The sequence below is a fragment of the Mycobacterium sp. 852002-51613_SCH5001154 genome (genome assembly GCF_001667425.1).
In the GTDB taxonomy this organism is placed as follows: Bacteria; Actinomycetota; Actinomycetes; order Mycobacteriales; family Mycobacteriaceae; genus Mycobacterium.
Window position 1 is genome coordinate 113,033 of sequence record NZ_LZII01000031.1, and the last position, 25,371, is coordinate 138,403.

Sequence of the window (25,371 nt, forward strand, 5' to 3'; positions counted from 1 at the left end):
ATCGGTCCGTGACCGCTGATGTCCTGGCCGAGCTCATCGCCGGCCTGCCCGACGGCATGGTCGTCACCGACCCGACCGTGACCGAGGGCTACCGCCAGGACCGCGCCTTCGACCCGTCGGCCGGCAAACCGTTGGCCGTGGTCCGGCCGCGGCGCACCGAAGACGTGCAAACCGTGTTGCGCTGGGCGTGTGCTCATTCGGTCCCGGTGGTGACCCGGGGCGCCGGCAGCGGCCTGTCCGGTGGGGCCACGGCGCTGGACAACGGAATCGTCCTGTCGACGGAGAAGATGCGCGACATCACCGTCGACCCGGTCACCCGCACCGCGGTATGCCAGCCGGGTTTGTTCAACGCCGAGGTCAAGAAGGCCGCCGCCGAGCACGGCCTGTGGTATCCCCCCGATCCGTCGTCCTTCGAGATCTGCAGCATCGGCGGCAACATCGCCACCAACGCCGGCGGCCTGTGCTGCGTCAAGTACGGCGTCACCACCGACTACGTGCTGGGGATGCAGGTGGTGCTGGCCGACGGCACGGCGGTCCGACTCGGCGGCCCAAGGCTCAAGGACGTCGCGGGGCTGTCGCTGACGAAGCTTTTCGTCGGCAGCGAAGGCACCCTGGGCGTCGTCACCGAGGTAACGCTGCGCCTGGTGCCCAAGCAGAACGCGTCCAGCATCGTGGTGGCCTCTTTCGCGACGGTCGAGGCGGCCGTCGAAGCGGTGCTCGGGGTCACCGCGCGGTTGCGCCCGTCGATGCTGGAGTTCATGGATTCGGTGGCCATCAACGCCGTCGAGGACACCTTGCGCATGGACCTGGACCGGGGGGCGGCCGCGATGCTGGTGGCCGGGTCCGACGAAAGGGGGCGCGCGGGCTCAGAAGACGCTTCGGTGATAGCCGCGGTGTTCGCGGAATGTGGTGCGGCGGAGGTATTTTCGACCGACGACCCCGACGAGGGCGAGGCGTTCGTCGCTGCCCGCAGGTTCTGCATCCCCGCGGTGGAGGCGAAGGGATCGCTACTGCTCGAGGATGTCGGGGTCCCGCTCCCGGCGCTGGGCCAGCTGGTCACCGGCATCGCGGACATCGCGGCCGAGCGTGACCTGACGATCTCGGTGATCGCCCACGCCGGCGACGGCAACACCCACCCGTTGATCGTGTACGACCCCGGGGATGCCGCGATGACCGAGCGGGCCCATCTCGCGTTCGGCGAGATCATGGATTTGGCCGTCGGCCTCGGCGGGACGATCACCGGCGAGCACGGCGTCGGCCGGTTGAAGCGGCCGTGGCTGGCCGGCTACCTCGGGCCCGAGGTGATGGACCTCAACCGGCGGATCAAGCAGGCCCTGGACCCACGGGGCATCCTCAACCCGGGCGCGGCGATCTAGGGCTTTGTATCTACTCGAGTGTGCGGCTGGCCGCACACTCGGTGCTCAGCGTGCGGCTAGGCGCACACTCGCCGGCGACCGCGTTGACATTCTGGCCTGAGTGTCGTACGAATGAGACATGTCCCCGGTTATGTCCCGTAACGCGCCGGTCAAGTTCGAGCTGGCGACCGCCGACACCTGGCGGGATCCGTGGCCGATGTACCGCGCGCTCCGCGACCAGGATCCGGTGCACCACGTCGTGCCGGCCAAGCGGCCCGACCACGACTACTACGTGCTGTCCCGGCACGCCGACGTGTGGGCCGCCGCCCGCGACCATGAGACGTTTTCCTCCGCGCAGGGATTGACTGTCAATTACGGCGACCTGGAAATGATTGGGCTGCAGGACAACCCACCGTTCGTCATGCAGGATCCGCCGGTGCACACCGAGTTTCGGAAACTCGTATCGCGCGGCTTCACGCCACGACAGGTGGAGGCGGTGGAGCCCAAGGTGCGCGAGTTCGTCGTCGAGCGCATCGAGCGGCTGCGCGCGAACGGCGGCGGCGACATCGTCACCGAGTTGTTCAAACCCCTGCCGTCGATGGTGGTCGCGCACTACCTCGGTGTCCCCGAGGAAGATCGGGCGCAATTCGATGGATGGACCGACGTGATCGTCGCGGCCAACACCGTTGAGGGCGGCGTCGCCGGTGCGCTGGAAACGGTCGGTGATGCCGTCGGGTCGATGATGGCCTACTTCACCGCCTTGATCGAGCGCCGTCGGACCGAGCCCGAAGACGACACCATCTCGCACCTGGTGGCCGCCGGCGTGGGCGCCGACGGTGATATCGCCGGCACGCTGTCGGTGCTGGCGTTCACGTTCACCATGGTCACCGGCGGCAACGACACCACCACTGGAATGCTCGGCGGCTCAATGCCTTTGCTGCATCAACGCCCCGACCAGCGCCGGCTGCTTGCCGACGATCTCGGGCTGATCCCCGACGCGGTCGAGGAGCTGCTCAGGCTGACCTCGCCGGTGCAGGGATTGGCCCGCACGACCACCCGCGACGTGACGATCGGCGACACCACCATCCCCGCCGGTCGCAAAGTTTTCCTGCTGTACGGGTCGGCCAACCGCGACGAGCGCCAATATGGTCCGGACGCCGGCGAACTCGACGTGACGCGACGCCCGCGCAACATCATGACCTTCAGCCACGGTGCGCACCACTGCCTTGGCGCGGCGGCGGCGCGCATGCAATCCCGGGTCGCCCTGACCGAACTGCTCACCCGCTGCCCGGATTTCGAGGTCGACGAGTCCGCGGTCGTCTGGTCGGGGGGAAGCTACGTGCGGCGCCCGCTGTCGGTACCGATGCGGGTGAAGCGCTGATGCCGAACGACTGGCTGGGCACGCACCGCACCGAAGCGGCCGCGGACCGGATCCTCGACGCGGCCGAGCAGCTCTATACCGAGCGCGACCAGGCGTCGATCGGCATGAACGACATCGCCAGGGCCGCCGGCTGTTCCCGCGCCACGCTGTACCGGTACTTCGAGAACCGCGAGGCGCTGCGAACCGCCTACGTACACCGCGAAACCCGTCGACTCAGCCGCGCGATCAAGGAGCGGATCGGCGGCATCGACGATCCCCGGGAACGGCTCGTCGCGAGCATCACCGCCACGCTGCGGATGGTTCGCGGCAGCCGCGCGTTGGCGTCGTGGTTCGCCATCACCCGGCCGCCGATCGGCGCCGAGGTGGCCGGGCAGTCCGAGGTGATCACCGCCCTGGCGGCCGCGTTCGTCGGCTCACTCGGGCCCGAAGATCCCGCCGTGGTGGAACGCCGGGCACGTTGGGTGGTGCGAGTGATCACTTCACTGCTGCAGTTCCCGGGCCGAGACGACGCCGACGAGCGGGCGATGATCGAAGAGTTCGTCGTGCCGATCGTGACACCGGTTCCCGCCCGGAGTTAGGCGCCCGTTTCACCAGACCGGGCCCCAACGACCCGGGCGCTCAGGTTCGCACGCGCGTGAAGCGGTGCAGCAGCCAGGCCAAGGGGATGGTCAGCGCCATCGTCGCGACGAACAGGCCCGGCATCGAACCGGTGTACACGTGGGCGCGGACGATGTACACCATGGCGAATTCCATGGTGATCAGGTGGATGAGGAAGATTTCGTAGGAGATCTCCCCCAGCCACACCATCGGCCGCGTCGCCAGCATCCGCCAGTACCAGCCCTGGTCCCCCAGGGCCAGCGGCGCCACCGCGAGCGCGGCGATCACGGCATAGAAACAAGTCTTGAACAGGGCCTCGCTCAGCGTCGCCGGCGACGTGGTGGGCGCGCCGGCGATGGGAGTCGAGACGATGAAGTAGCAGATCGTGGCGAGCGGTATGGCCACGAACGCGTACCCGCGCACGCCCATCGCCTGCAGCACGGCCAGCAGCATCCCGGCGAGGAACCAGGCCAGATAGGTGGGCAGCCAGAGCCGCGCGCCGTCGGGGAACCAGTGATCGGTGTGCACGAGGATCAGCCACGCCGGGCTGATCAGCGTCAGCGCGGCCAGCGCGCCCAGCAGCAGCCTCGGCTGCCACCGCCGCCGGCAGACGAGCACCAACAGCAGGTATGCCAGCAACGGAAGCAGCACGTAGAAGGAAGCCTCCACCGCGAGGCTCCACATCTGGGTCAGGCCCTGATGCAGGTACTTCCCCAGGTAGCCGTTGCAGTAGATCTGCGTCAGCGTCAGGTTGCGCGCCAGGCCGAGCCATGTGTGCCCGGGGTTGGGTCCCGCCTCGCGGAAGTGGTACAGCACGTAAGCGAACAGCACGGTGATGACGTAGGCCGGCATGATGCGCCGAACCCGATGCCACGCATAGCGACTCAGCGACGGTGGCGGCCCGCCGGTGGCCGCCGATTTCAACCACGGCCGGAACAGCAGGAAGCCGGAGAGCACGAAAAAGATCGGCACGCCGATCTCCATCCGGGAGCCGACCAGGCCCCAATAACCGTGGGTGTACTTGCCGGTGGTGTAGGCCGCGTGGGTGCCGACGACGAGAAGTGCGGCGACGGCACGGATTCCGGTCAGGGAGGCGACCCGGTCGACGTGGGCGGTCTGCTCGAGTCCGCCCTGGGCGTCTTGTTCTTCGGACAGGGTCATCCGGTGTGTTTCCTGCGCGGCTTTCCGCCATCCCGGCTGCGTGGCTTGGTCGCCGAACGGTCCGGCTGAAGGTTGATCAGCACTCCCGAAATGCGGGTGTGCTCGAGCTTTTTCAGGGTCGACGTCGGCAGCTTGGCCGGCAACTCCACCAGCGAGAAGTCCGGGCCGATCGCGATGTGGCCGAAATCGCTGCGATGCAGGCCGCCCTCGTTGGCGATGGCACCGACGATGGAGCCGGGGCCGATCTTGTGCCGCTTGCCCACCGCGATGCGGTAAGTGGTGAAGGGTCTGGTCTGTCTTGGCTTTTCGGGACGCTCCCGATGTTCGGTGTGCCGCTCGCGCCGCTCGCGCGGCGGCTCGGGCGACATGAGGAATTCTTCGCCATCGCGGGACTGCAGCGCCAGGGCCGCGGCTATGTCGGCCAGCGGGACATCATGCTCGCGTTCGTAGTCCTCGACCAGCTTGCGGAACAGCTCGATTCCCGGACGGCCCAGCGCGTTGGTGATGGAATCGGCGAACTTCGCCACCCGCTGGGCATTGACGTCCTCGACGGTGGGCAGCTCGGCCTCGGTGAGCGTTTGCCGAGTCGCCTTCTCGATCGCCTTGAGCAGGTGGCGCTCCCGCGGGGAGACGAACAGCAGCGCGGTCCCCGAGCGGCCGGCCCGGCCGGTGCGTCCGATGCGGTGCACGTAGGACTCGGTGTCGTGCGGGATGTCGTAGTTGAGGACGTGCGATATCCGCTCCACATCCAGCCCGCGTGCGGCCACGTCGGTGGCGACCAGGATGTCGATGCCACCGTCCTTCAGCGCGGCGACGGTCCGCTCCCGCTGGCCCTGAGGAATGTCCCCGTTGATGGCGGCCGCGGAAAAGCCTCGGGCCCTTAGTTTTTCCGCGACTTCTTCGGTAGCCTGCTTGGTGCGCACGAAGACGATCATCGCCTCGAACGGCTCGACTTCCAGCACCCGGGTCAGCGCGTCCATCTTTCGCGGACCGGCGACCTGGATGTAGCGCTGTGAAATGTTCTCCGCGGTAGCGGTTTTCGCCTTGGTGGAGACCTCGAGCGGATCGTGCAGGTACTTGGTGGTGAGCTTGCGGATCGCCGCCGGCATGGTCGCCGAGAAGAGGGCGACCTGTTTGTACTCGGGGGTGTCGGCCAAGATGCGTTCGACGTCCTCGGCGAAGCCCATGGTGAGCATCTCGTCGGCCTCGTCAAGCACCAGGTAGTCGACGTGCGACAGGTCCAGCGTCCCGCGTTCGAGATGGTCGATGACCCGGCCGGGGGTGCCGACCACCACCTGGGCGCCGCGCCGCAGCCCGGCCAGCTGAACCGTGTAGGAGGAACCGCCGTAGATCGGCAGCACGTTGATCTTCGGCAGGTGGGCCCCGTAACGGCTGAACGCCTCGGCCACCTGCAGCGCCAGCTCCCGGGTGGGGGCCAGCACCAGCGCCTGAGTCGCCCTGCTGGCGGCGTCGATCTTGGACAGGATCGGGATCGCGAACGCCGCGGTCTTGCCGGTGCCGGTCTGCGCGAGCCCGACGACGTCCGAGCCCTCCATCAGCGCCGGAATCGTCGCGGCTTGGATGCCCGTGGGTGACTCGTAGCCGACGTCGGCGATCGCCCGCAGGACCGAGGGATGGATCTGCAGGTCGGCAAACGTCGGAGAGGCAGCCTCAGGCGAGGTGTCCGGGAGGGTCATCGTCCAAGGAGTCTAGTGGTGATCGCGAGCTCAGCGGGAGCTGAGCGCTGCGGGTCACCACCATCGGGCCCCGTGGTGATCGCGAGCTCAGCGGGAGCTGAGCGCTGCGGGTCACCACCATCGGGCCCCGATCGCGAGGCCCCGTGATCATGAGCACAGCCGCGCCGGGCCCGGCCATGCCTGTCACACCTGCGCGCGCGATGACGGTACGGTGCGCGATGTGTGGTCGATACCCCGCCGTACCGAGCCACTGACCGGCTCGGCCGCTCTCGCGTTGATCGCCATGACGTTGACCGGCTGTGGTTCGGGAGACTCCACGGTCGCGAAGACGCCGCAGGCTACGACGACTACGGACACCCCGTCCATCACCGCCCCGGCTCAGCCCTCCGGCGCCGCCGCACCGCCCGGCAGCACCGCGCCGGCGGACCCATGCGCGATCAACCTCGCCTCCCCCACGATCGCGAAGGTGGTCTCTGAGCTCCCGCGCGACCCGCGCAGCCAGCAAGGCTGGAACCCCGAGCCACTGGCCGGCAACTACAACCAGTGCGCCCAGCTGTCGGCGGTGATCATCAAGGCCAATACCAACGCCGTCAATCCCACCACCCGGGCGGTGCTGTTCCATCTCGGGCAGTTCATCCCGCAGGGGGTCCCCGACACCTACGGGTTCAATGGCATCGACGCGTCGCAAACCACCGGCGACACGGTGGCGCTGACCTACCCCAGCGGCATCAACGGGTTGAACACCGATGTGCGATTCCACTGGAACGGCAACGGCGTGGAGCTGATCGGTAACGCACCGGGTCACTGAGCCTCCGTTTCCGTCAGTCCCCTCACCTACAGTTGCTGCTGTGTTCGTCACCGGCGACAGCATCGTGTACAGCGCGTCGGACCTCGCCGCCGCAGCCCGCTGCGAGTACGCCCTGTTGCGGGATTTCGACGCGAAGCTGGGCCGGGGACCCGCCGCCACGGTCGAGGATGATTTGCTCGCGCGGACCGCGGTCCTCGGGAACGAGCACGAGCGACGCGAATTGGACCGGCTACGCGAGAAGTTCGGTGATGGCGTTGCGGTCATCGGCCGCCCGGCCTACACGCTCGCCGGCCTCGCGGCGGCCGCCGAGGCAACCCGGCGCGCCATCGCCGACGGCGCGCCCGCGGTGTATCAAGCCGCCATGTTCGACGGCCGCTTCCTCGGCTTCGCCGACTTTTTGGTGCGAGACGACGAGCACTACCGAGTGATCGACACCAAGCTGGCCCGTTCGGCCAACGTCACCGCGATGCTCCAGCTGGCCGCCTACGCCGACGCGCTGGCCGCCTCCGGTGTGCCGGTGGCCCCCGAGGCCGAACTGCACCTGGGCGACGGGACGGCGGCGCGCTACCGCGTCCGCGACCTCGTTCCCGTCTACCGCTCCCAGCGCGCCCGATTGCAGCGGCTCCTGGACGAGCACCACGCCGGGGGCGCCGCGGTTCGCTGGGATGACGAGGGCGTGGGCGCCTGCTTGCGTTGCCCGTTGTGCACCGGGCAACTGCGGGCCACCGACGACCTGCTGCTGGTCGCCGGCATGCGAGTGGGCCAGCGGGACAAGTTGATCGACGCCGGAATCACCACGGTGTCCGAGCTCGCCCGGCACACCGGCCCGGTACCGGAGATCGCGTCCGGCACACTCGGCAAACTGACCGCCCAGGCGAGCCTTCAAGTTCGCCAACGCGAAACCGGCACACCGCTTTTCGAGATCGTCGACCCGCAGCCGCTGACGCTGCTACCCGAACCGGACCCGGGCGACCTGTTCTTCGACTTCGAGGGCGACCCGCTGTGGACCGTCGACGGACGGGAGTGGGGTTTGGAATACCTGTTCGGCGTCCTGGAAGCGGGGCCGGCCGGCGGCTTTCGCCCCTTATGGGCGCACAACCGGGTGGACGAACGCAAGGCCCTGACCGATTTCCTGGCGATGGTGGCCAAGCGCCGCAAGCGCCGTCCGAACATGCACATCTACCACTACGCGCCGTACGAGAAGACCGCGCTGCTGAAGCTCGCCGGCCGCTACGGGGCCGGCGAGGACCAGGTTGACGAATTGCTGCGCAGCGGAACGCTCGTAGACCTTTACCCGTTGGTACGCAAGAGTATTCGCGTGGGCGCGGAATCGTTCAGTCTGAAGGCGCTGGAACCGCTCTCCATGGGAGCGCAGCTGCGGGCCGGCGACGTGACCACGGCCACCGGTTCGATCACCTCCTACGCGCGGTACTGCGAACTGCAGGCCGACGGCCGACGCGACGAGGCCGCCTCCGTGCTCAAGGAGATCGAGGACTACAACCACTACGACTGCCGCTCGACCCAGGAACTGCGTAACTGGTTGATGTTGCGCGCCTACGAATCCGGCGTCGTACCGGTCGGAGCCCAGCCCGTGCGGGGCGGCAACACCGTCGAGGACCACGACCAGTTGGCGGTGACCTTGTCGGGGTTCACCGGTGACCCCGCCATCGGTGAGCGCACTCCCGAGCAGACGGCGGTCGCACTGCTGGCCGCGGCGCGCGGCTACCACCGGCGCGAGGACAAACCGTTCTGGTGGGCCCACTTTGACCGGCTGAACTTCCCCGTCGAGGAATGGGCGGACAACACCGACGTCTTCATCGCGGAGAACGCGTCGCTTGCCGTCGACTGGAACACGCCGCCCCGCGCGCGCAAGCCGCAGCGACGGGTCCGACTGCGCGGTGAGCTGGCACGCGGGGAGCTGGTGGCCGACGTCTTCGCGCTCTACGACCCGCCGGCCCCACCGGGGATGTCCGACGATCCCGACCGGCGGGCGGCCGGACGCGCCACTGTCGTCGAGGCCGACGACCCGGCGCTGCCCACCGAGGTGACCATCGTTGAGCGAGTGGGCAACGACGGCAAGCCATTCCACCAACTCCCGTTCGCGCTCACCCCGGGCCCGCCGATTCCGACGACCGCACTGCGCGAATCGATCGAAACGACGGCCACCGCCGTGGCGGCCGGCTTGCCGCAGCTACCCCGCAACGCCGTCGCCGACATCCTGCTGCGCCGCGCGCCCCGCACGCTCAGCGGGACCGCGCCGCCGCGTGGCACCGACACCGCAGCCGACATCGCCGCCGCGGTACTGGATTTGGATTCGTCGTACCTGGCAGTGCATGGACCGCCGGGCACCGGCAAAACACATACCGCCGCCCGCGTGATCCAGCGCCTGGTCACCGTCCACGGCTGGCGCGTCGGCGTGGTCGCGCAGTCGCATGCCGCGGTGGAGAACCTGTTGGACTGCGTCATCGACGCCGGGCTGGAGCCGGCGCGGGTGGCGAAGAAACGCAATGACCACAACGCCCCGCGCTGGCAGGAGATCGACGGCGGCGCTTACGCCAGTTTCATCGCTGACACCGCGGGCTGCGTGGTGGGCGGAACCGCATGGGATTTCGCCAACGCCAATCGGGTCCCGCGCGACAGCCTGGACCTGCTGGTGATCGACGAGGCGGGCCAATTCTGTCTGGCCAACACCATCGCCGTGGCGCCGGCCGCGGCGAACCTGTTGCTGCTCGGCGACCCCCAGCAGCTGCCGCAGGTCAGCCAGGGAACCCATCCCGACCCGGTTGACACGTCCGCCCTCGACTGGCTGGTGGACGGCCAGCGCACGCTGCCCGACGAACGGGGCTATTTCCTGGACCTGTCGTACCGGATGCACCCGGCGGTGTGCGCCGCGGTGTCCGCCCTGTCCTACGAGGGCAGGCTGCGTTCCCACGAGTGCACCGCCGCCCGACGCCTGGCCGGATACCGGCCCGGCGTCCGGACGCTCACCGTCGGGCACCACGGCAACTCGACGGAGAGCCCCGAGGAGGCGGAAGCGATCGCCGCCGAGATCGATCGACTGCTCGGAACACCGTGGACCGATGAGCACGGCACCCGGCCCCTGACCGCTTCCGACGTGTTGGTGCTGGCGCCCTACAACGCCCAGGTGGCGCTGCTGCGCCGCCGGTTGACCGCCGGCGGGCTCGGCGAGGCCCGGGTTGGCACGGTCGACAAGTTCCAGGGCGGGCAGGCGCCGGTGGTGTTCATCTCGATGACGGCCTCTTCCGCGGACGTGGTGCCGCGCGGAATGTCGTTCCTGCTCAACAGGAACCGGCTCAACGTCGCCATCAGCCGGGCTCAGTATGCGGCGGTTATCGTGCGCTCGGGGTCGCTGACCGAGTACCTGCCCACCACGCCCGCGGGGCTGATCGACCTGGGCGCATTTCTGGCGCTGACGCAGCGGACGTGACAACCGGCCCGGGCCTAGTTGCCGGACGAGTGGCGACCGTAACCGGTCGGGTCTTCGTCGGCATCGCGGCGGTGCCGATGACCGCGCGCCGAGCCGTTCTGCGGCCGCGGGGGCGGCGGCGCGGGCCGATCGCGGGGGGCGGACCGGTAGGCGCGCGCAGACAGTTCGGTTACCGGACGGAACCGCTGACGGGCGTCGACATGGGAGCCGTTGTGCGCGAAACCGATTGGGCCACCGTTCGGAACGGGGTCGTCGCGCCGGCTGTGCCATGCCGACGGCGGGCGCGGGCGGGCGGGACGATCGGCCGGAGTCCCGGCACCGCTTGCGCGCCCGTACGCCGCGCGCGATGCGGGGGCGGCCTCCGGTTCACCAAGGATGAATTCGACGTAGTCGTCGTCGTCATAATCATCGCCAACCAAATCGCCCACCCCGGGCGGCCCGCCGGCCGCGGCCGACGGAACGTAACCGATCAAGAACAAGGCGGCCACGATCCCGAACAGCGCAATGAACGCGGGCAACAGCACCGATTGCGACATGGCGGCCGCGAACGGGTCGCGCAGGAACTCGGGCAGTTGCAGCGTGGCGGGCGCCTCCTCGCCGATACCGCCGGACGGCTGCGGCGGCATCTCGGCGCCGATCCGTGCGGTCATGAACGCGGCCATGCCGGCGCTTCCGAGCACCGCGCCGAGCTGGCGGACGGAGTTGTACACGGCGGAGCCCGCGCCGGCCAGGCGCGGCGGCAGGTTGCGCGTCGCGGTGGCGGTCAGCGGCGACCACACGAACGCCATCCCGACGCCCGACGCAAAGAACGGCAACACCAGCCGCCAGATCGGCGTCGCCGGTGACATCTCGAAGGTGAGCCAGGTCAGCGCTATCGCCAGCACCGAGAAGCCGAACCCGAGGACCGGCCGTGGATGGTATTTGTCGACCATCCTGCCGACGAACGGGGCGAACACACCGTTGGCGATCGCCATCGGCGCGATCAGCAGGGCCGAGCGCGTCGGCGACAGCCCGCACACGGCCTGCGCGTAGAACGTCAGCGGCAGCATCATCGCCGTCGCGGCGAACGAGACGATGGCCACCCCGACGTTGCACAGGCCGAAGTCGCGGTCGCGGAAGATCACCAGGGGAATCAGCGGCTCGTCGGTGTTCATCGACTGCCAGAACACGAACACCGTCATGAACCCGGCTCCGGCGACCAGCATCGCCCAGATCCACGGCTGCCAGTGCGCGGCCTGGCCCTGTTGCAGCCCGAACACGATCAGGAAGATCCCCACGCCGGACAGCGCGACGCCGACCACGTCGAACCGGTGCGACTGGGTGGGCAGCACCGGCACCAGCCAGTACGCCAGCGCGAGCCCGGCCACGCCGATGGGGACGTTGACGAAGAAGATCCACTGCCACCCCAGCCCGTCGACCAGCACGCCGCCGGCCAGCGGGCCCACCAGGCTGGCGACCCCGGCGGTGGCTCCCCAAAGGCTCACCGCGACGCCGCGCCGCTCCGCCGGGAAGATCCGGGTGATCGTCGACAAGGTCTGCGGGGTGAGCACCCCGGCGCCGACTCCCTGCACCACCCGGGCGGCGATCAGCATGGCGGCGCTGCCCGACAGCCCGCACCACACCGAGGCGACGGTGAACACCACCAGACCGATCAGGTACAGGTTCTTGGGGCCGAATCGGTCACCGAGCCGCCCGGCCACCAGCAACACGACCGCATAACCCAGCAGGTAGGCGCTGGTCACCCAGACCACGGTGTCGTAGCCGATGTGCAACTTGGTCATGATCGTCGGGTTCGCGATGGCGACGATGGTCGAGTCGACCATGATCATGAAAAAGCCGATCATCATCGCCCAGAGCGCGTTCCAGGGCTTCTGGGATTGCGGGGAATTCTGGGTGAGGAAGTTCCAGCGCTTGGTGAGGTGGGCTGGGTTCGGCGCAGCGCGCCGGGTCATCCCGGACGACGGAGGCGTCGCCGCGGTCATCTACCCACCTCGTTTCAGCTTCCGTGGATGGCCGGCTGCACGGGGCCGTCTCGTCGGCGGGCCCGGACCGTCACGGACATCCAGCCTGCATTATGGCCGCTGACGCAATTGAGGGCAGCGACTGACCCGATCCGGGTACATCACGCGAAGGTTTCGTGCGTTCTGCAGCGCGCAGGTTAGCCTGGTAGGACGCCATTTGCAGGAGAGGCAAGATGCGGGCCCGACGGAAGCGGTCTTCGAACCGGTTTTTTAGCATGTCGCACGCGGAGCAGGCGCCGACGCCCACCAACGGCCGGCCCAAGACGTCCGCGCGGGCTTTGGCCCAGGTCATCGAGCGGAGCTCGCGGATCCAAGGACCGGCGGCCGAGGCCTATGTGTCCCGGCTGCGCAACGCGCACCCGAGCAGCAGCCCGGCCGACATCCTCGCCAAGCTGCAGAAGCGCTACGTGGGCATGGTGACGGCCAGCGGCATGGCGGTGGGCGCGGCGGCGACGATCCCCGGCATCGGCACCTTGAGCGCGCTGTCTGCCGCCGCGGCGGAAACGGTGACGTTCCTGGAGGCCACCGCGTTCTTCGTGTTGGCCGTCGCGGTGGTCTACGACATCCCCGCCGATCACCGGGAACGCCGCCGCGCCCTGGTGCTGTCGGTGCTAGTCGGCGACAACAGTAAGGAAGCGGTCACCCAACTGTTCGGCCCGAGCCGCACCAACGGTGGCTGGATTTCCGAGAGCGTGGCCGCCGTGCCACTGTCGTCGATCTCAGGGCTGAACTCGCGATTATTCAAGTCGTGGGTCAAGCGGTACGCGCTGCGGCGCGGCGCCCTGGTGTTCGGCAAACTGCTCCCGGTGGGCATCGGGGTCGTCGTCGGGGCCGTGGGCAACTACTTCGCGGGCAAGAAGATCGTCCGCAATGCCGACCGGGCATTCGGCGCCGCGCCCGTGCGGTGGCCGCGCGCCCTGCACCTGGTGCCGCCGTTCCACGAAGCCGGCTAGCGCCCCCTCCGGACCCCGTCTCCCTGGCGAATTGCTGGCGAAAGGTTAGCCTTTATAGGGCGGGAAACGTGGAGCATCGCCACGACTGTGACATGCTGCACAATCCGGGGCCCGAGAAACGTACAGGCGCCGTGCAAGAGCTGTGTAAGCGCTTGCAGGACAGAGGAATTGAGGCGAACAGCGGTCGTGAGCAACATAAGTTCACCATTCGGGCAGAACGAATGGCTGGTCGAGGAGATGTACCGCAAGTTCCGCGATGACCCCTCGTCGGTGGATCCGAGCTGGCACGAGTTCCTAGTCGACTACAACCCCGAGCCGACCAACGACTCGGCTTCGAGCGCCCCGGCCGCCGGCGACGGCCGGCCCGCCGCGAGCGCCCCGCAAGCACAACCCGCGCCGGTCGCCCAGCCGTCCGCCCAGACCGCGGCGCCGGCCCAACCGGCCGCCGGCAACGGTGCCGCCAGCGTCCCCGCGGCAGCACCGGCCAAAGCCAAAGCCCCGACTCCCCCGCCCGCGGAAGGCGACGAGCTGCAGACGCTGCGCGGCGCCGCGGCCGCCGTCGTCAAGAACATGTCAGCCTCGCTGGACGTGCCGACCGCCACCAGCGTCCGGGCCGTCCCGGCCAAGCTGATGATCGACAACCGCATCGTCATCAACAACCAGCTCAAGCGCACCCGCGGCGGCAAGATCTCCTTCACCCACCTGCTGGGCTACGCGCTGGTGCAGGCGATCAAGCAGTTCCCGAACATGAATCGGCACTACGCCGAAGTCGACGGCAAACCCACCGCGGTCACCCCGGCTCACACCAACCTGGGCCTGGCCATCGACCTGCAGGGCAAGGACGGCAAGCGTTCGCTGGTGGTGGCGGGCATCAAGGGTTGCGAGACGATGCGCTTCGCGGAATTCGTCTCCGCGTACGAGGACATCGTGCGCCGGGCCCGCGACGGCAAGCTGACCGCCGAAGACTTTGCGGGCGTCACGATTTCGCTGACCAACCCGGGCACCATCGGCACGGTGCACTCGGTGCCGCGGCTGATGGCCGGCCAGGGCGCCATCATCGGCGTCGGCGCGATGGAATACCCCGCCGAGTTCCAGGGCGCCAGCGAGGAGCGCATCGCCGAGCTGGGAATCGGCAAGCTGATCACGCTGACCTCGACGTATGACCACCGGATCATTCAGGGCGCGGAATCCGGGGACTTCCTGCGCACCATCCACGAGATGCTGCTGTCGGACGCGTTCTGGGACGACATCTTCCGCGAACTGGGCAACCCGTACCTGCCGGTGCGGTGGAGCACCGACAACCCGGACTCGATCGTCGACAAGAACGCCCGGGTGATGGAGTTGATCGCGGCCTACCGCAACCGCGGCCACCTGATGGCCGACATCGACCCGCTGCGGCTGGACGGCAGCCGATTCCGCAGCCACCCCGACCTGGAGATCCTCAACCACGGGCTGACGCTGTGGGATCTGGACCGGGTGTTCAAGGTCAACGGCTTTGCCGGCTGCGAGTACAAGAAGCTGCGCGACGTGCTGGGCCTGCTGCGCGACGCCTACTGCCGCCACATCGGCGTGGAATACACCCACATCCTCGAGCCCTCGCAGCAAGAGTGGCTGCAGCAGCGCGTCGAGACCAAACATGTCAAACCGACGGTGGCCGAGCAGAAATTCATCTTGAGCAAGCTGAACGCCGCCGAGGCATTCGAGACGTTCTTGCAGACGAAATACGTTGGGCAGAAACGGTTCTCGCTGGAGGGCGCCGAGAGCGTGATCCCGATGATGGACGCGGCGATCGACCAGTGCGCCGAGCACGGCCTCGACGAAGTAGTCATCGGGATGCCGCACCGCGGGCGGCTCAATGTGCTGGCCAACATCGTCGGCAAGCCGTACTCGCAGATCTTCAGCGAGTTCGAGGGCAACCTCAACCCGTCGCAGGCGCACGGCTCCGGTGACGTCAAGTACCACCTCGGCGCCACCGGCGTCTACCTGCAGATGTTCGGCGACAACGACATTCAGGTCTCCTTGACCGCCAACCCGTCGCACCTCGAGGCCGTGGACCCGGTGCTCGAGGGCCTCGTCCGGGCCAAGCAGGACCTGCTGAACCGCGGCGCGCACGACGATGGGGACGAGAAGGCCTTCTCGGTGGTGCCGATGATGCTGCACGGTGACGCCGCCTTTGCCGGCCAGGGCATCGTCGCCGAGACGCTGAACATGGCGGACCTGCCCGGTTACCGGGTCGGCGGCACCATCCACATCATCGTCAACAACCAGATCGGCTTCACCACCGCGCCGGAGTACTCGCGTTCCAGCGAATACTGCACCGACGTCGCCAAGATGATCGGGGCGCCGATCTTCCACGTCAACGGCGACGACCCGGAAGCTTGCGTGTGGGTGGCACAGCTGGCCGTGGACTTCCGGCAGAAGTTCAAGAAGGACGTCATCATCGACATGCTGTGCTACCGCAAGCGCGGCCACAACGAAGGCGACGACCCGTCGATGACCAACCCCGCCATGTACGACGTCGTCGACACCAAGCGTGGGGTCCGCAAGAGCTACACCGAGGCCCTGATCGGCCGCGGCGACATCTCGCTGAAGGAGGCCGAGGACGCGCTGCGCGACTACCAGGGCCAGCTGGAACGGGTGTTCAACGAGGTCCGGGACCTGGAGAAACACGGCGTCCAGCCGAGCGCATCCGTCGAGGCCGACCAGATGCTTCCTGCGGGCCTGTCGACCGCGGTGGACAAGGCGTTGCTGTCCCGCATCGGTGACGCGTTCCTCGCCCTGCCGGAGGGCTTCAGCCCGCACCCGCGGGTGCAGCCGGTGCTGGAAAAGCGCCGGGAGATGGCCTACGAAGGCAAGATCGACTGGGCCTTCGGCGAGCTGCTGGCGCTGGGTTCGCTGGTGGCCGAGGGCAAGCTGGTGCGGCTTTCCGGCCAGGACACCCGGCGCGGGACCTTCTCCCAGCGGCATTCCGTGATCATCGACCGCAACACCGGCGAAGAGTTCACCCCGCTGCAACTACTGGCCACGAACACCGACGGGACGCCCACCGGCGGCAAGTTCCTGGTGTACGACTCACCGCTGTCGGAGTACGCCGCCGTCGGATTCGAATACGGCTACACCGTGGGCAACCCGGACGCCCTGGTGCTGTGGGAGGCGCAGTTCGGCGACTTCGTCAACGGCGCGCAGTCGATCATCGACGAGTTCATCAGCTCCGGCGAGGCCAAGTGGGGCCAGCTGTCCAACGTGGTGCTGCTGCTCCCGCACGGCCACGAAGGTCAGGGCCCCGACCACACCTCCGGCCGCATCGAACGCTTCCTGCAGCTGTGGGCGGAGGGTTCGATGACCATCGCGGTGCCGTCGACGCCGTCGAACTATTTCCATCTCCTGCGCCGCCACGCACTCGACGGGGTTCAGCGGCCGCTGATCGTCTTCACGCCGAAGTCGATGCTGCGCAATAAGGCCGCCGTCAGCGACGTCAGGGACTTCACCGAGATCAAGTTCCGCTCCGTGCTCGAAGAGCCGACCTACGAGGACGGCATCGGTGACCGCACCAAGGTCACCAGGATCCTGCTGACCAGCGGCAAGATCTACTACGAGCTGGTGGCGCGCAAGGCCAAGGACAACCGGGACGACGTCGCGATCGTGCGCATCGAGCAGCTCGCCCCGCTGCCCAAGCGCCGGCTCAACGAGACGCTCGACCGCTACCCCGGCGCCAACGAGTTCTTCTGGGTGCAAGAGGAGCCGGCCAACCAGGGTGCCTGGCCGCGGTTCGGCCTCGAGCTGCCCGAACTGCTGCCCGACAAACTGACCGGGCTCAAGCGGATCTCGCGCCGGGCCATGTCGGCCCCGTCGTCGGGCTCGTCGAAGGTGCACGCGGTCGAACAGCAGGAGATCCTCGACACCGCGTTCCGCTAGACGGGGCGATCCCGCAATACCCGCCGGTACGAGTGACCGCTGGTACCGGCTAGCCTCGACGCAAACGAGCCGACAAGGAAGGGTGCTCATGCAGGGGTTCGCCGGCAAGGTGGCCGTGGTGACGGGCGCGGGTTCGGGCATCGGACGGGCGCTGGCCGTTGAGCTGGCCCGCTCGGGCGCCAAGGTCGCGATCAGCGACGTCGACGTCGAAGGCCTGGCCGAAACCGAGGCGCAGCTGAAGGCGATCGGTGCCGAGGTCAAGTCGGACCGGCTCGACGTGACCGAGCGCGAGGCGTTCCTGGCCTACGCCGACGCGGTCAAGGAGCACTTCGGTAAGGTCAACCAGATCTACAACAACGCCGGCATCGCCTTCACCGGCGACGTCGAAGTCAGCCAGTTCAAGGACATCGAACGGGTGATGGACGTCGACTTCTGGGGCGTGGTCAACGGCACCAAGGCATTCCTGCCGCACCTGATCGCCTCCGGCGACGGCCACGTCATCAACGTCTCCAGCGTGTTCGGGTTGTTCTCGGTGCCCGGGCAGGCGGCCTACAACTCGGCCAAGTTCGCGGTCCGGGGATTCACCGAGGCGCTGCGACAGGAAATGGTGGCGGCCGGGCACCCGGTGGCGGTAACCACCGTGCACCCCGGCGGCATCAAGACCGCGATCGCCCGCAATGCCACCGCCGCCGAGGGGCTCGACCAGGCCCAGCTGGCCAGCCTGTTCGACAAACGGCTCGCCAAGACCAGCCCGCAACGGGCCGCCCAGATCATCCTGGAGGCCGTGCGCAAGAAGAAGGCCCGGGTTCTGGTCGGCACGGACGCCAAGGTGTTGGACGCCTTGGTGCGGCTGACCGGCCCCGGATATCAGCAGCTCTTCGGGCCCGTCATGGGCCGGCTGATGCCCAAGCAGTGATGGCCGCCGGTAACGGATAGCCTGACGCAGCACGCCATCACGAGGGAGTACGCATGCATGGGTTCGCCGGCAAGGTCGCTGTGGTGACCGGCGCGGGTTCGGGGATCGGCCAGGCATTGGCGCTCGAACTGGGGCGCGCGGGCGCCAGGCTCGCGATCAGCGACGTCGGCGTCGATGGCCTGGCCGAGACCGAGGCGCAGTTGAAGGCGATCGGAACGGAAGTCAAGGCGGATCGGCTCGACGTGACCGAGCGCGAGGCCTTTCTGGCCTACGCGGACGCGGTCGGCGAGCATTTCGGGCGGGTCAACCAGGTCTACAACAACGCCGGCATCACGTTCGTCGGATCCATCGAAGACAGCCGGTTCGAGGACATCGAACGGGTTATGGACGTCGACTATTGGGGCGTCGTGAACGGCACGAAGGCATTCCTCCCGCACCTGATCGCCTCCGGCGACGGCCACGTCATCAACGTCTCGAGCGCGCTCGGTCTGTTTTCGGCTCCCGGCCAGGCGGCGTACGTTTCCGCCAAGTTCGCGGTACGCGGATTCAGCGAGGCGCTGCGACAGGAGATGGTGCGGGCCGGCCATCCGGTGCGGGTCACGACGGTGCACCCGGGCGGGGTCAAGACGGGGTTCGCCCGCAACGCCATCTTCGCCGACGGGCTCGACCAGGACGGCCTGGCCGAGAAGTTCGAGGAACAGCAGGCCAAGACCACACCACAGCGGGCGGCCCAGATCATCCTGGGCGCCGTGCAGAAGAACAAGGCCAGGGTGCTGGTCGGACCGGACGTGAAGGCGATGGACCTGGTGGTTCGGCTGACCGGTTCGAGACCTGAGCGGCTGCTGGGCGGGCCGGTCATGGCACGCGTGCAGCAGGTGGTACACCAGCTCATGCCCAAGCGCTGACGCCCGCCTTACCGCCCCAGCGGATGCTCCGCCAACCACCCGCCGGCGACCGCCTGCGGGTCGGCTCCGCCGGCCACCTGGCGGCGCATGTCGACCAGGGCCGCCGTGTCCAGCACGCCGGCGACCTCGTTGATCGCCAGCAGCTGCCGATCGCTCAGCGCGTTGCGGCGATACAGCGGCACCACGTTCTCGGCCCGGATCAGAGCGGGTTTGCCGTCGACGAGCGTGACGAGGTCGGCGGGGAGGCCGGGGTCGGCGGTCGTCGTCCACCCCGCGGTCAGCTGCCCGGCCCGAACCGCGGCGAACATCGTTGCCTCATCGGGCAATTCGCGCGGAGCGGGAAGCCGGCAGGTGCCCACGCTCGACGGGGCCCGACGGCCGGTGACGGTGCCCACGACCAGGCCGGCGCAGTGCTTCGGCAGCGTGCTCAAGTCGGCGCTGACATCGCTGCCGCCCCACGCCTTGGCGGTGGCTCCCGTCACCAGCAGCACGGGTTTGTCTTCCGCGGCGGTCGTATAGTCGCCCGCGGCGACTCCCTCGGGCAGCGCGGCCACCATCGCGCGGTAGACATCCGCGTCGGAGATCGCCACCGTGCCGGGCTGCAAACTCTCCAGCTTGCGGCCGGTCAGGGCCGGGACGACAGTGAACGCGCCCGAGTCCAGGCGCGCCATCGGATCGTCGGCGGTCTCGGCGCGCGCCGCGAAACCGTAGGACCGCAGCGCGGCCACGTAGACGCCGGCCAGCAGCGCCGACTCGGGATCCGTCCCGGAGCCGACCACCAGTTCCGGACGGGCGCGGTGGTCGCCGGTGTCGGTCCCGCAACCCGCCACAACGAGTAGGGCGGCGAGCAGCGGCACCGCCAGCCAGCCGGTCCTCACCCCGCGATGTCTGCGGGGTCCGCGGCCAGGGCCACCGCCGTGGCGACCGCATCCCCGACGCGCAGGTCCAGCGGGCTCGGGACGATCCGGTCGAACGCCAGGTCGTCGCTCACGACCGAGAAGATCGCCTCGGCCGCGGCGACCATCATCTTTTCCGTGATCCGGCGCGCCCCGACATCCAGCGCCCCCCGAAAAACGCCGGGGAAGGCCAGCACGTTGTTGATCTGGTTGGGGAAGTCGCTGCGGCCGGTGGCCACCACCGCGGCGTACTTGGCCGCCACCTGCGGATGGATCTCCGGATCGGGGTTGGACAGCGCGAAGACGATCGCGTCGGGCGCCATCGTGGCGATCATCTCCTCGGGCACCACACCACCCGAGACCCCGAGAAACAGATCGGCGCCGCGCAGCGCTTCCGCCATGCTTCCCGTGAGACCGTCAGGGTTCGTGCGCTGCGCCAGAACACTCTTCACGCTATTCATGTCGCCGCGCCCGGTGTGCAGGATCCCCCGCGAATCCAGCACGGTGATGTCGGAAACACCCATCGCCAGAAGGAGATTCGTGCACGCGACACCCGCTGCCCCGGCGCCGGAAACCACTACCCGCAGCGACGTCATGTCGCGGCCGAGCAACTTGGTGGCGCCCATCAGTGCGGCCAACGCGACGATCGCCGTCCCGTGCTGGTCGTCGTGCATCACAGGGCAGTCCAGCGCTTCGATGACGCGCCGTTCGATCTCGAAACAGCGCGGAGCGGAGATGTCCTCGAGGTTGACCGCGCCGAACGTCGGGCGCAGGCGTATCAGGGTTTCGACGATCTCGTCGGGATCCTTGGTGTCCAGCACGATCGGGATCGCGTTCAGCCCGCCGTACGCCTGAAACAGGGCGCACTTGCCCTCCATCACCGGCAGCGACGCGGCGGGGCCGATGTCGCCGAGGCCCAGCACGGCGCTGCCGTCGCTGACGACGGCGACCAGCCGGTTCGCCCACGTGTACCGGGCGGCCTTGGCGCGATCGGCGGCTATCGCGCGACTGACCTGCGCCACACCCGGGGTGTAGGCGATCGACAATGCCCGCTGGGTGTCCAGGGGGGCCGTCAGGCCTACGGAAAGCTTGCCGCCTACGTGTGCCTCGAAGATCTCCGCGTCGGTGATCGCGCCCTGTTCGGCGCGTATCTGTATCGATTCAATCAACTCGGACACGCGCCCCAGGGTACTGACTACCGATTAGTAGGCCTAATCTGCGCGGGATGACTTCCGCGACGGCCGGGTGGCGTCAGATCAGTTTCAGCTCGGTCACCGCGTTGCGCTCGTCGACCAGCTCGGCGGTGGTCTTGTCGATGCGGCTGCGGGAGAAGTCGTCGATCTCCAGCCCCTGCACGATCGACCAGTTGCCGTCCTTGGTGGTCACCGGGAACGACGACATGATTCCCTCCGGCACGCCATAGGAGCCGTCGGAGTAGACCGCCATCGACACCCAGTCACCGTCCGGGCTGCCCAGCAGCCACGAGCGGGCGGCGTCGATGGTCGCCGACGCGGCCGAGGCGGCCGAGGAGGCACCGCGCGCGTCGATGATCGCCGCGCCGCGCTTGGCCACGGTCGGGATGAAGTCGTTCTCGATCCAGTTCTGGTCACCAACGACCTCCGCGGCATTCTTGCCGCCCACCTCGGCGTGGAAGATGTCGGGGTACTGGGTGGCGGAGTGATTGCCCCAGATCGTCATCTTCTTGATGTCGGTGACCTTCGCGCCGGTCTTCTTGGCCAGCTGCGATATGGCCCGGTTGTGGTCCAAACGGGTCAGCGCCGAGAACCGTTCCTTCGGGATGTCGGGCGCGTTGCTCAGCGCGATCAGCGCGTTGGTGTTGGCCGGATTGCCGGTCACGCCGATGCGGATGTCGTCGGCGGCGACGGAGTTCAGCGCCTTGCCCTGCGCGGTGAAGATCGCGCCGTTGGCCTCCAGCAGGTCGCTGCGCTCCATGCCCGGGCCGCGCGGGCGGGCGCCGACCAGCAGGGCGAGGTTGGCGCCGTCGAAGATCTTGTTCGCGTCCGCACCGATCTCCACCCCGGACAGCAGCGGGAACGCGCAGTCGTCCAGCTCCATCACGACGCCCTCGAGCGCCTTGAGCGCCGGCTCGATCTCGAGCAGCCGCAGCTCGATCGGGCGGTCGGGGCCCAGCAGTGCACCGCTCGCCAGGCGGAACAACAGGCTGTAGCCGATCTGGCCGGCGGCGCCGGTGACGGCGACCTTGAGAGGACTTGCGCTCACGTCGAAATGCTCCTTGTGGAGATAGTCATGCAGATTCGGGTCTCGGCACGAAACTAGCGCACCCCTCTCGGCTGCCAACCTCCGGTCCGACACCCGGCCCACTCCGCCGCGCTCCGATCGGCGCGCTTTGCGAAGCCAGGGCGCGTAGCATGAAGCACCGCCCGGTCAGACCTGCGCAGCGATCGGAGGTGGATGTGTTCCAGGGTTTTGACGCATTGCCCGAAGCGCTTCGGCCGCTCGCCCACGAGCCGCGTCCGCCGCATCCCGATCCCCCACCCCACTCCCCCAACGAGACGTTGGTCGACTGCGCCGTCTACGCCGACGGCCACCGGCTGCCCGGGAAATTCAGCTACGCCGCGGCCCGGGACAAGGTGCGCCAGATCGAAATGCTCGGACACGAAGCGTTCGTCTGGGTCGGCCTGCGCGAACCCGACCAAACCGAGATGCAGGACGTCGCGGACGTTTTCGGGCTGCACCCGTTGGCCGTCGAGGACGCGGTCTGCGCGCATCAGCGGCCCAAGCTTGAGCGGTACGACGACACGGTGTTCCTTGTCTTGAAGACCGTTACCTACGTCGCGCACGAATCGGTGACGAAGGCCCGCCAGATCGTCGAAACCGGCGAGATCATGGTCTTCGTTGGCAAGGACTTCGTGGTCACCGTCCGCCATGGTGAACACGGCGGGCTATCGGAGGTGCGCAAGCGCATGGAAGCCGACCCGGAGCAGATGCGCCTGGGACCGTACGCGGTGATGCACGCCATCGCCGACGACGTGGTCGACCATTACCTCGAGGTGAGCGGCCTGGTCGAGTCCGACATCGACAGCATCGAGGAGGTGGCGTTTGCGCCGGGCCGCAAGCTCGACGTCGAACCGATTTATCTCCTCAAACGCGAGGTCGTCGAACTGCGCCGGTGCGTCAACCCTCTGTCCGGCGCGTTCCACCGAATGCAGGTAGAAAACAAGGACCTGATCTCCAAAGAAGTGCGGCGGTACCTGCGCGACGTCGCCGACCACCAGTCCGAGGCCGCGGACCACATCAACAGCTACGACGACATGCTCAACTCGCTCATACAGGCGGCATTGGCCCGCGTGGGCATGCAGCAGAACTCCGATATGCGCAAGATATCGGCCTGGGCCGGCATCGTCGCGGTGCCGACCATGTTCGCGGGCATCTATGGCATGAATTTCGAGTTCATGCCTGAGCTGAAGTGGCACTGGGGCTATCCGGTGGTGGTCGGGATAATGGCCACCGCCTGCCTGACCCTGTACTTCAGCTTCCGCAGGCTCAACTGGCTCTAGCCGCTCGATCAATTAGGTTGTGCGGCAGGGCGATTCGGGTTCAGCACATCGACGCCGTCGTTCTGCCACGCCTGTCGCATGGCTTCGGCGCCCTTCAACCGCACCCACGCCGCTTCGGTCGCGGTGATGGGAGTCGCCGCGAGGAATCGCACCGGGTCGCGGGGCGGTTCCAGCGGTAGATCGTCGATGTCGCTGGGGCCCAACAACACCGCGGTGAACGGCACTCGCCCCGCGGGTCGCGTCCACAGCGGCGAGCCGAGATCGACCAACGCGTCGGCGGTCAGCACCAACCCCTCGACGGCCGGTGTCGCGGCCAATACCGCCAGGCTGCGGGCAATTCCGCTGACCGGCCCCGGATTCCGCAGGCTCAGCACGACTTCGGCGCGCGGGCCCCGCGTCCGGTCATCGACGATCTGTGTCGGGTCGGTCATCGGATAACGCGAACAGCCCAGCGACACGTAGTGCAGCAGCCCGTCGGTCCCGCGGAAGCGCAGTACCTCAATGGGTTCGGTGCCCAGGAATGTCACGCTCGCCGAATCGGGCTCGGCGCCGGCGAAGTGGCGGCGCAGGTGGGCCCGCACCCGGTCCAGGATCCGGCTCACCGCTACCCAGACGCCGCGTTGGTCAGGTTCGCCCCGGTGCCGGGGTCGAAAACGGCGAGCTTCGCGGTGTCGAACGCGAGCTCGAGAGACTGCCCCATTGCCGCTTTGGACTCCGTGGGAACCCTTGCCACGAACTGGTTTTCGTGGGCGTGGGCGGCGGCGGCCAGCTCGTCGAGCTGGGCTGAGTGCGCCGCCCACCCCGCGGTGGAAAAGTAGACGAACTTGTCGGCACCCAGCGACTCAACCAAGTCCACCTTCACCTCGAAGGTGAGCGCCCGGATGCGCTGGTACCCATCGATCAAAGCGGCGTCGTGCAGATGCTCGGGCCGTACCCCGACGATGACGTTCTCCGGCGCGGGGTGCCGGGCGATCGCCTGTTGCACTTCCGGTGTCACCACCACTTCCCCGAACGGCAGCGTCAGCCCGGTGGGCGTCAACGTGGCCGGGAAGAAGTTCATGGCCGGCGAGCCGATGAACCCCGCGACGAACAGGTTGGCCGGATGTTCGTAGAGCTCGTCGGGGGTGCCGATCTGCTGCGCGACGCCGCCGCGCATCACCACCACCCGGTCTCCCAGCGTCATGGCCTCGGTCTGGTCGTGGGTGACGTAGACGGTCGTGGTGCCCAGCCGCTTCTGCAGCCGTGCGATCTCACCGCGCATCTGGACGCGCAGCTTGGCGTCCAGGTTGGACAGCGGCTCGTCCATCAAGAAGGCTTTGGGGTGGCGCACGATCGCCCGGCCCATCGCGACCCGCTGTCGCTGCCCGCCTGACAACTGGGAGGGCTTGCGGTCGAGCAGTTCAGTCAGGTCAAGGGTTTTGGCGGTCTCCTCGACCTTCTGGGCGATCTCGGCCTTCTTCATTTTGGCCAGCGTCAGCGGAAACGCGATGTTCTGCCGCACGGTCATGTGCGGATACAGCGCGTACGACTGGAACACCATCGCGATGTCCCGATCCTTGGGCGCCTTCTCGTTCATGCGCTCGCCACCGATGCGCAGCTCGCCCGACGAGATGTCCTCAAGGCCGGCAATCATGTTCAGCGTTGTCGTCTTACCGCACCCCGACGGGCCGACCAGAATCAGGAACTCGCCGTCGGCGATGGTGATGCTGAGGTCTTTTACCGGGGTGGCGCCGTCCGGGTAGCTCTTGGTGACATGGTCCAGCACAATCTCGGCCATCG

At 68.1% G+C, this 25,371-nt stretch carries 18 protein-coding genes; 10 read left to right on the plus strand and 8 right to left on the minus strand.

All coding sequences use genetic code 11. From position 1 onward, the window contains the following. Positions 1-8 precede the first annotated feature (8 nt). The 3 genes from A5750_RS08260 (at position 9) to A5750_RS08270 (ending at position 3,314) form a co-directional block, all read left to right on the plus strand. Complete coding sequence (locus tag A5750_RS08260) at positions 9-1,376, plus strand: FAD-binding oxidoreductase (RefSeq protein ID WP_067261972.1); 1,368 nt, start codon at positions 9-11, stop codon at positions 1,374-1,376. A gap of 118 nt (positions 1,377-1,494) precedes the next feature. Beyond that, positions 1,495-2,736 (plus strand): cytochrome P450, encoded by a 1,242-nt coding sequence (locus A5750_RS08265; protein ID WP_197505384.1) that lies wholly within the window; start codon positions 1,495-1,497, stop codon positions 2,734-2,736. Next, on the plus strand, positions 2,736-3,314 hold the full coding sequence (locus tag A5750_RS08270; protein WP_066952953.1) for a TetR/AcrR family transcriptional regulator: 579 nt from the start codon (positions 2,736-2,738) through the stop codon (positions 3,312-3,314). Before A5750_RS08265 ends, A5750_RS08270 begins: the two co-directional genes overlap by 1 nt. A 40-nt stretch (positions 3,315-3,354) precedes the next feature. On the opposite strand, the gene A5750_RS08275 is transcribed toward A5750_RS08270, so the two are convergent. Together A5750_RS08275 and A5750_RS08280 are read right to left on the minus strand one after the other, a co-directional pair. After that, positions 3,355-4,494: an acyltransferase gene (locus tag A5750_RS08275; RefSeq protein WP_067261977.1), complete on the minus strand. Its 1,140-nt coding sequence runs from the start codon at positions 4,492-4,494 to the stop codon at positions 3,355-3,357. Further along, entirely contained in the window at positions 4,491-6,191 is a 1,701-nt protein-coding gene (locus A5750_RS08280; RefSeq protein WP_066952949.1) for a DEAD/DEAH box helicase, read from the minus strand. Before A5750_RS08280 ends, A5750_RS08275 begins: the two co-directional genes overlap by 4 nt. A gap of 211 nt (positions 6,192-6,402) precedes the next feature. On the opposite strand from A5750_RS08280, the gene A5750_RS08285 reads away from it, so the two are divergent. Both A5750_RS08285 and A5750_RS08290 read left to right on the plus strand, forming a co-directional pair. Further along, positions 6,403-6,999 carry an LppP/LprE family lipoprotein gene (locus tag A5750_RS08285; protein WP_066952947.1) on the plus strand — a complete coding sequence of 199 codons (597 nt, stop codon included), beginning with the start codon at positions 6,403-6,405 and terminating at the stop codon, positions 6,997-6,999. Between the two features lie 40 nt (positions 7,000-7,039). Further along, on the plus strand, positions 7,040-10,447 hold the full coding sequence (locus A5750_RS08290; RefSeq protein ID WP_067261979.1) for a TM0106 family RecB-like putative nuclease: 3,408 nt from the start codon (positions 7,040-7,042) through the stop codon (positions 10,445-10,447). Between the two features lie 14 nt (positions 10,448-10,461). Here the strand turns inward: A5750_RS08290 and A5750_RS08295 are convergent, their stop codons facing one another. After that, positions 10,462-12,429 (minus strand): MFS transporter, encoded by a 1,968-nt coding sequence (locus tag A5750_RS08295; RefSeq protein WP_082959068.1) that lies wholly within the window; start codon positions 12,427-12,429, stop codon positions 10,462-10,464. A 212-nt stretch (positions 12,430-12,641) separates the two neighbouring features. On the opposite strand from A5750_RS08295, the gene A5750_RS08300 reads away from it, so the two are divergent. From A5750_RS08300 to A5750_RS08315, 4 genes are all read left to right on the plus strand, one after another. Next, positions 12,642-13,421 carry a hypothetical protein gene (locus A5750_RS08300; protein ID WP_066952941.1) on the plus strand — a complete coding sequence of 260 codons (780 nt, stop codon included), beginning with the start codon at positions 12,642-12,644 and terminating at the stop codon, positions 13,419-13,421. A 186-nt stretch (positions 13,422-13,607) separates the two neighbouring features. After that, positions 13,608-17,336 (plus strand): multifunctional oxoglutarate decarboxylase/oxoglutarate dehydrogenase thiamine pyrophosphate-binding subunit/dihydrolipoyllysine-residue succinyltransferase subunit, encoded by a 3,729-nt coding sequence (locus A5750_RS08305; RefSeq protein ID WP_066952939.1) that lies wholly within the window; start codon positions 13,608-13,610, stop codon positions 17,334-17,336. Positions 17,337-17,424: 88 nt separating this feature from the next. After that, the gene (locus A5750_RS08310; protein WP_066952937.1) at positions 17,425-18,252 is read left to right on the plus strand and encodes an SDR family oxidoreductase; all 828 of its coding nucleotides are present in this window, start codon (positions 17,425-17,427) and stop codon (positions 18,250-18,252) included. A 53-nt stretch (positions 18,253-18,305) separates the two neighbouring features. Next, entirely contained in the window at positions 18,306-19,157 is an 852-nt protein-coding gene (locus A5750_RS08315; RefSeq protein WP_066952935.1) for an SDR family oxidoreductase, read from the plus strand. Between the two features lie 8 nt (positions 19,158-19,165). Here the strand turns inward: A5750_RS08315 and A5750_RS08320 are convergent, their stop codons facing one another. From A5750_RS08320 to A5750_RS08330, 3 genes are all read right to left on the minus strand, one after another. Continuing rightward, the gene (locus A5750_RS08320) at positions 19,166-20,035 is read right to left on the minus strand and encodes a glycine betaine ABC transporter substrate-binding protein (RefSeq protein WP_067261983.1); all 870 of its coding nucleotides are present in this window, start codon (positions 20,033-20,035) and stop codon (positions 19,166-19,168) included. Beyond that, positions 20,032-21,231 (minus strand): NADP-dependent malic enzyme, encoded by a 1,200-nt coding sequence (locus A5750_RS08325; RefSeq protein ID WP_067261985.1) that lies wholly within the window; start codon positions 21,229-21,231, stop codon positions 20,032-20,034. Before A5750_RS08325 ends, A5750_RS08320 begins: the two co-directional genes overlap by 4 nt. Before the next feature lie 73 nt (positions 21,232-21,304). Then, positions 21,305-22,294, minus strand: coding sequence for a malate dehydrogenase (locus A5750_RS08330; protein ID WP_067261987.1), 990 nt, complete (start codon positions 22,292-22,294; stop codon positions 21,305-21,307). Between the two features lie 194 nt (positions 22,295-22,488). On the opposite strand from A5750_RS08330, the gene corA reads away from it, so the two are divergent. Then, positions 22,489-23,592, plus strand: coding sequence for a magnesium/cobalt transporter CorA (gene corA, locus A5750_RS08335; RefSeq protein WP_066953044.1), 1,104 nt, complete (start codon positions 22,489-22,491; stop codon positions 23,590-23,592). A gap of 8 nt (positions 23,593-23,600) precedes the next feature. On the opposite strand, the gene A5750_RS08340 is transcribed toward corA, so the two are convergent. Together A5750_RS08340 and A5750_RS08345 are read right to left on the minus strand one after the other, a co-directional pair. After that, entirely contained in the window at positions 23,601-24,194 is a 594-nt protein-coding gene (locus tag A5750_RS08340) for a suppressor of fused domain protein (protein WP_066952927.1), read from the minus strand. Between the two features lie 2 nt (positions 24,195-24,196). Beyond that, a complete protein-coding gene (locus A5750_RS08345) occupies positions 24,197-25,369 on the minus strand; it encodes an ABC transporter ATP-binding protein (protein WP_067261990.1) in 1,173 nt (390 codons plus the stop codon). Between the last annotated feature and the right edge of the window lie 2 nt (positions 25,370-25,371).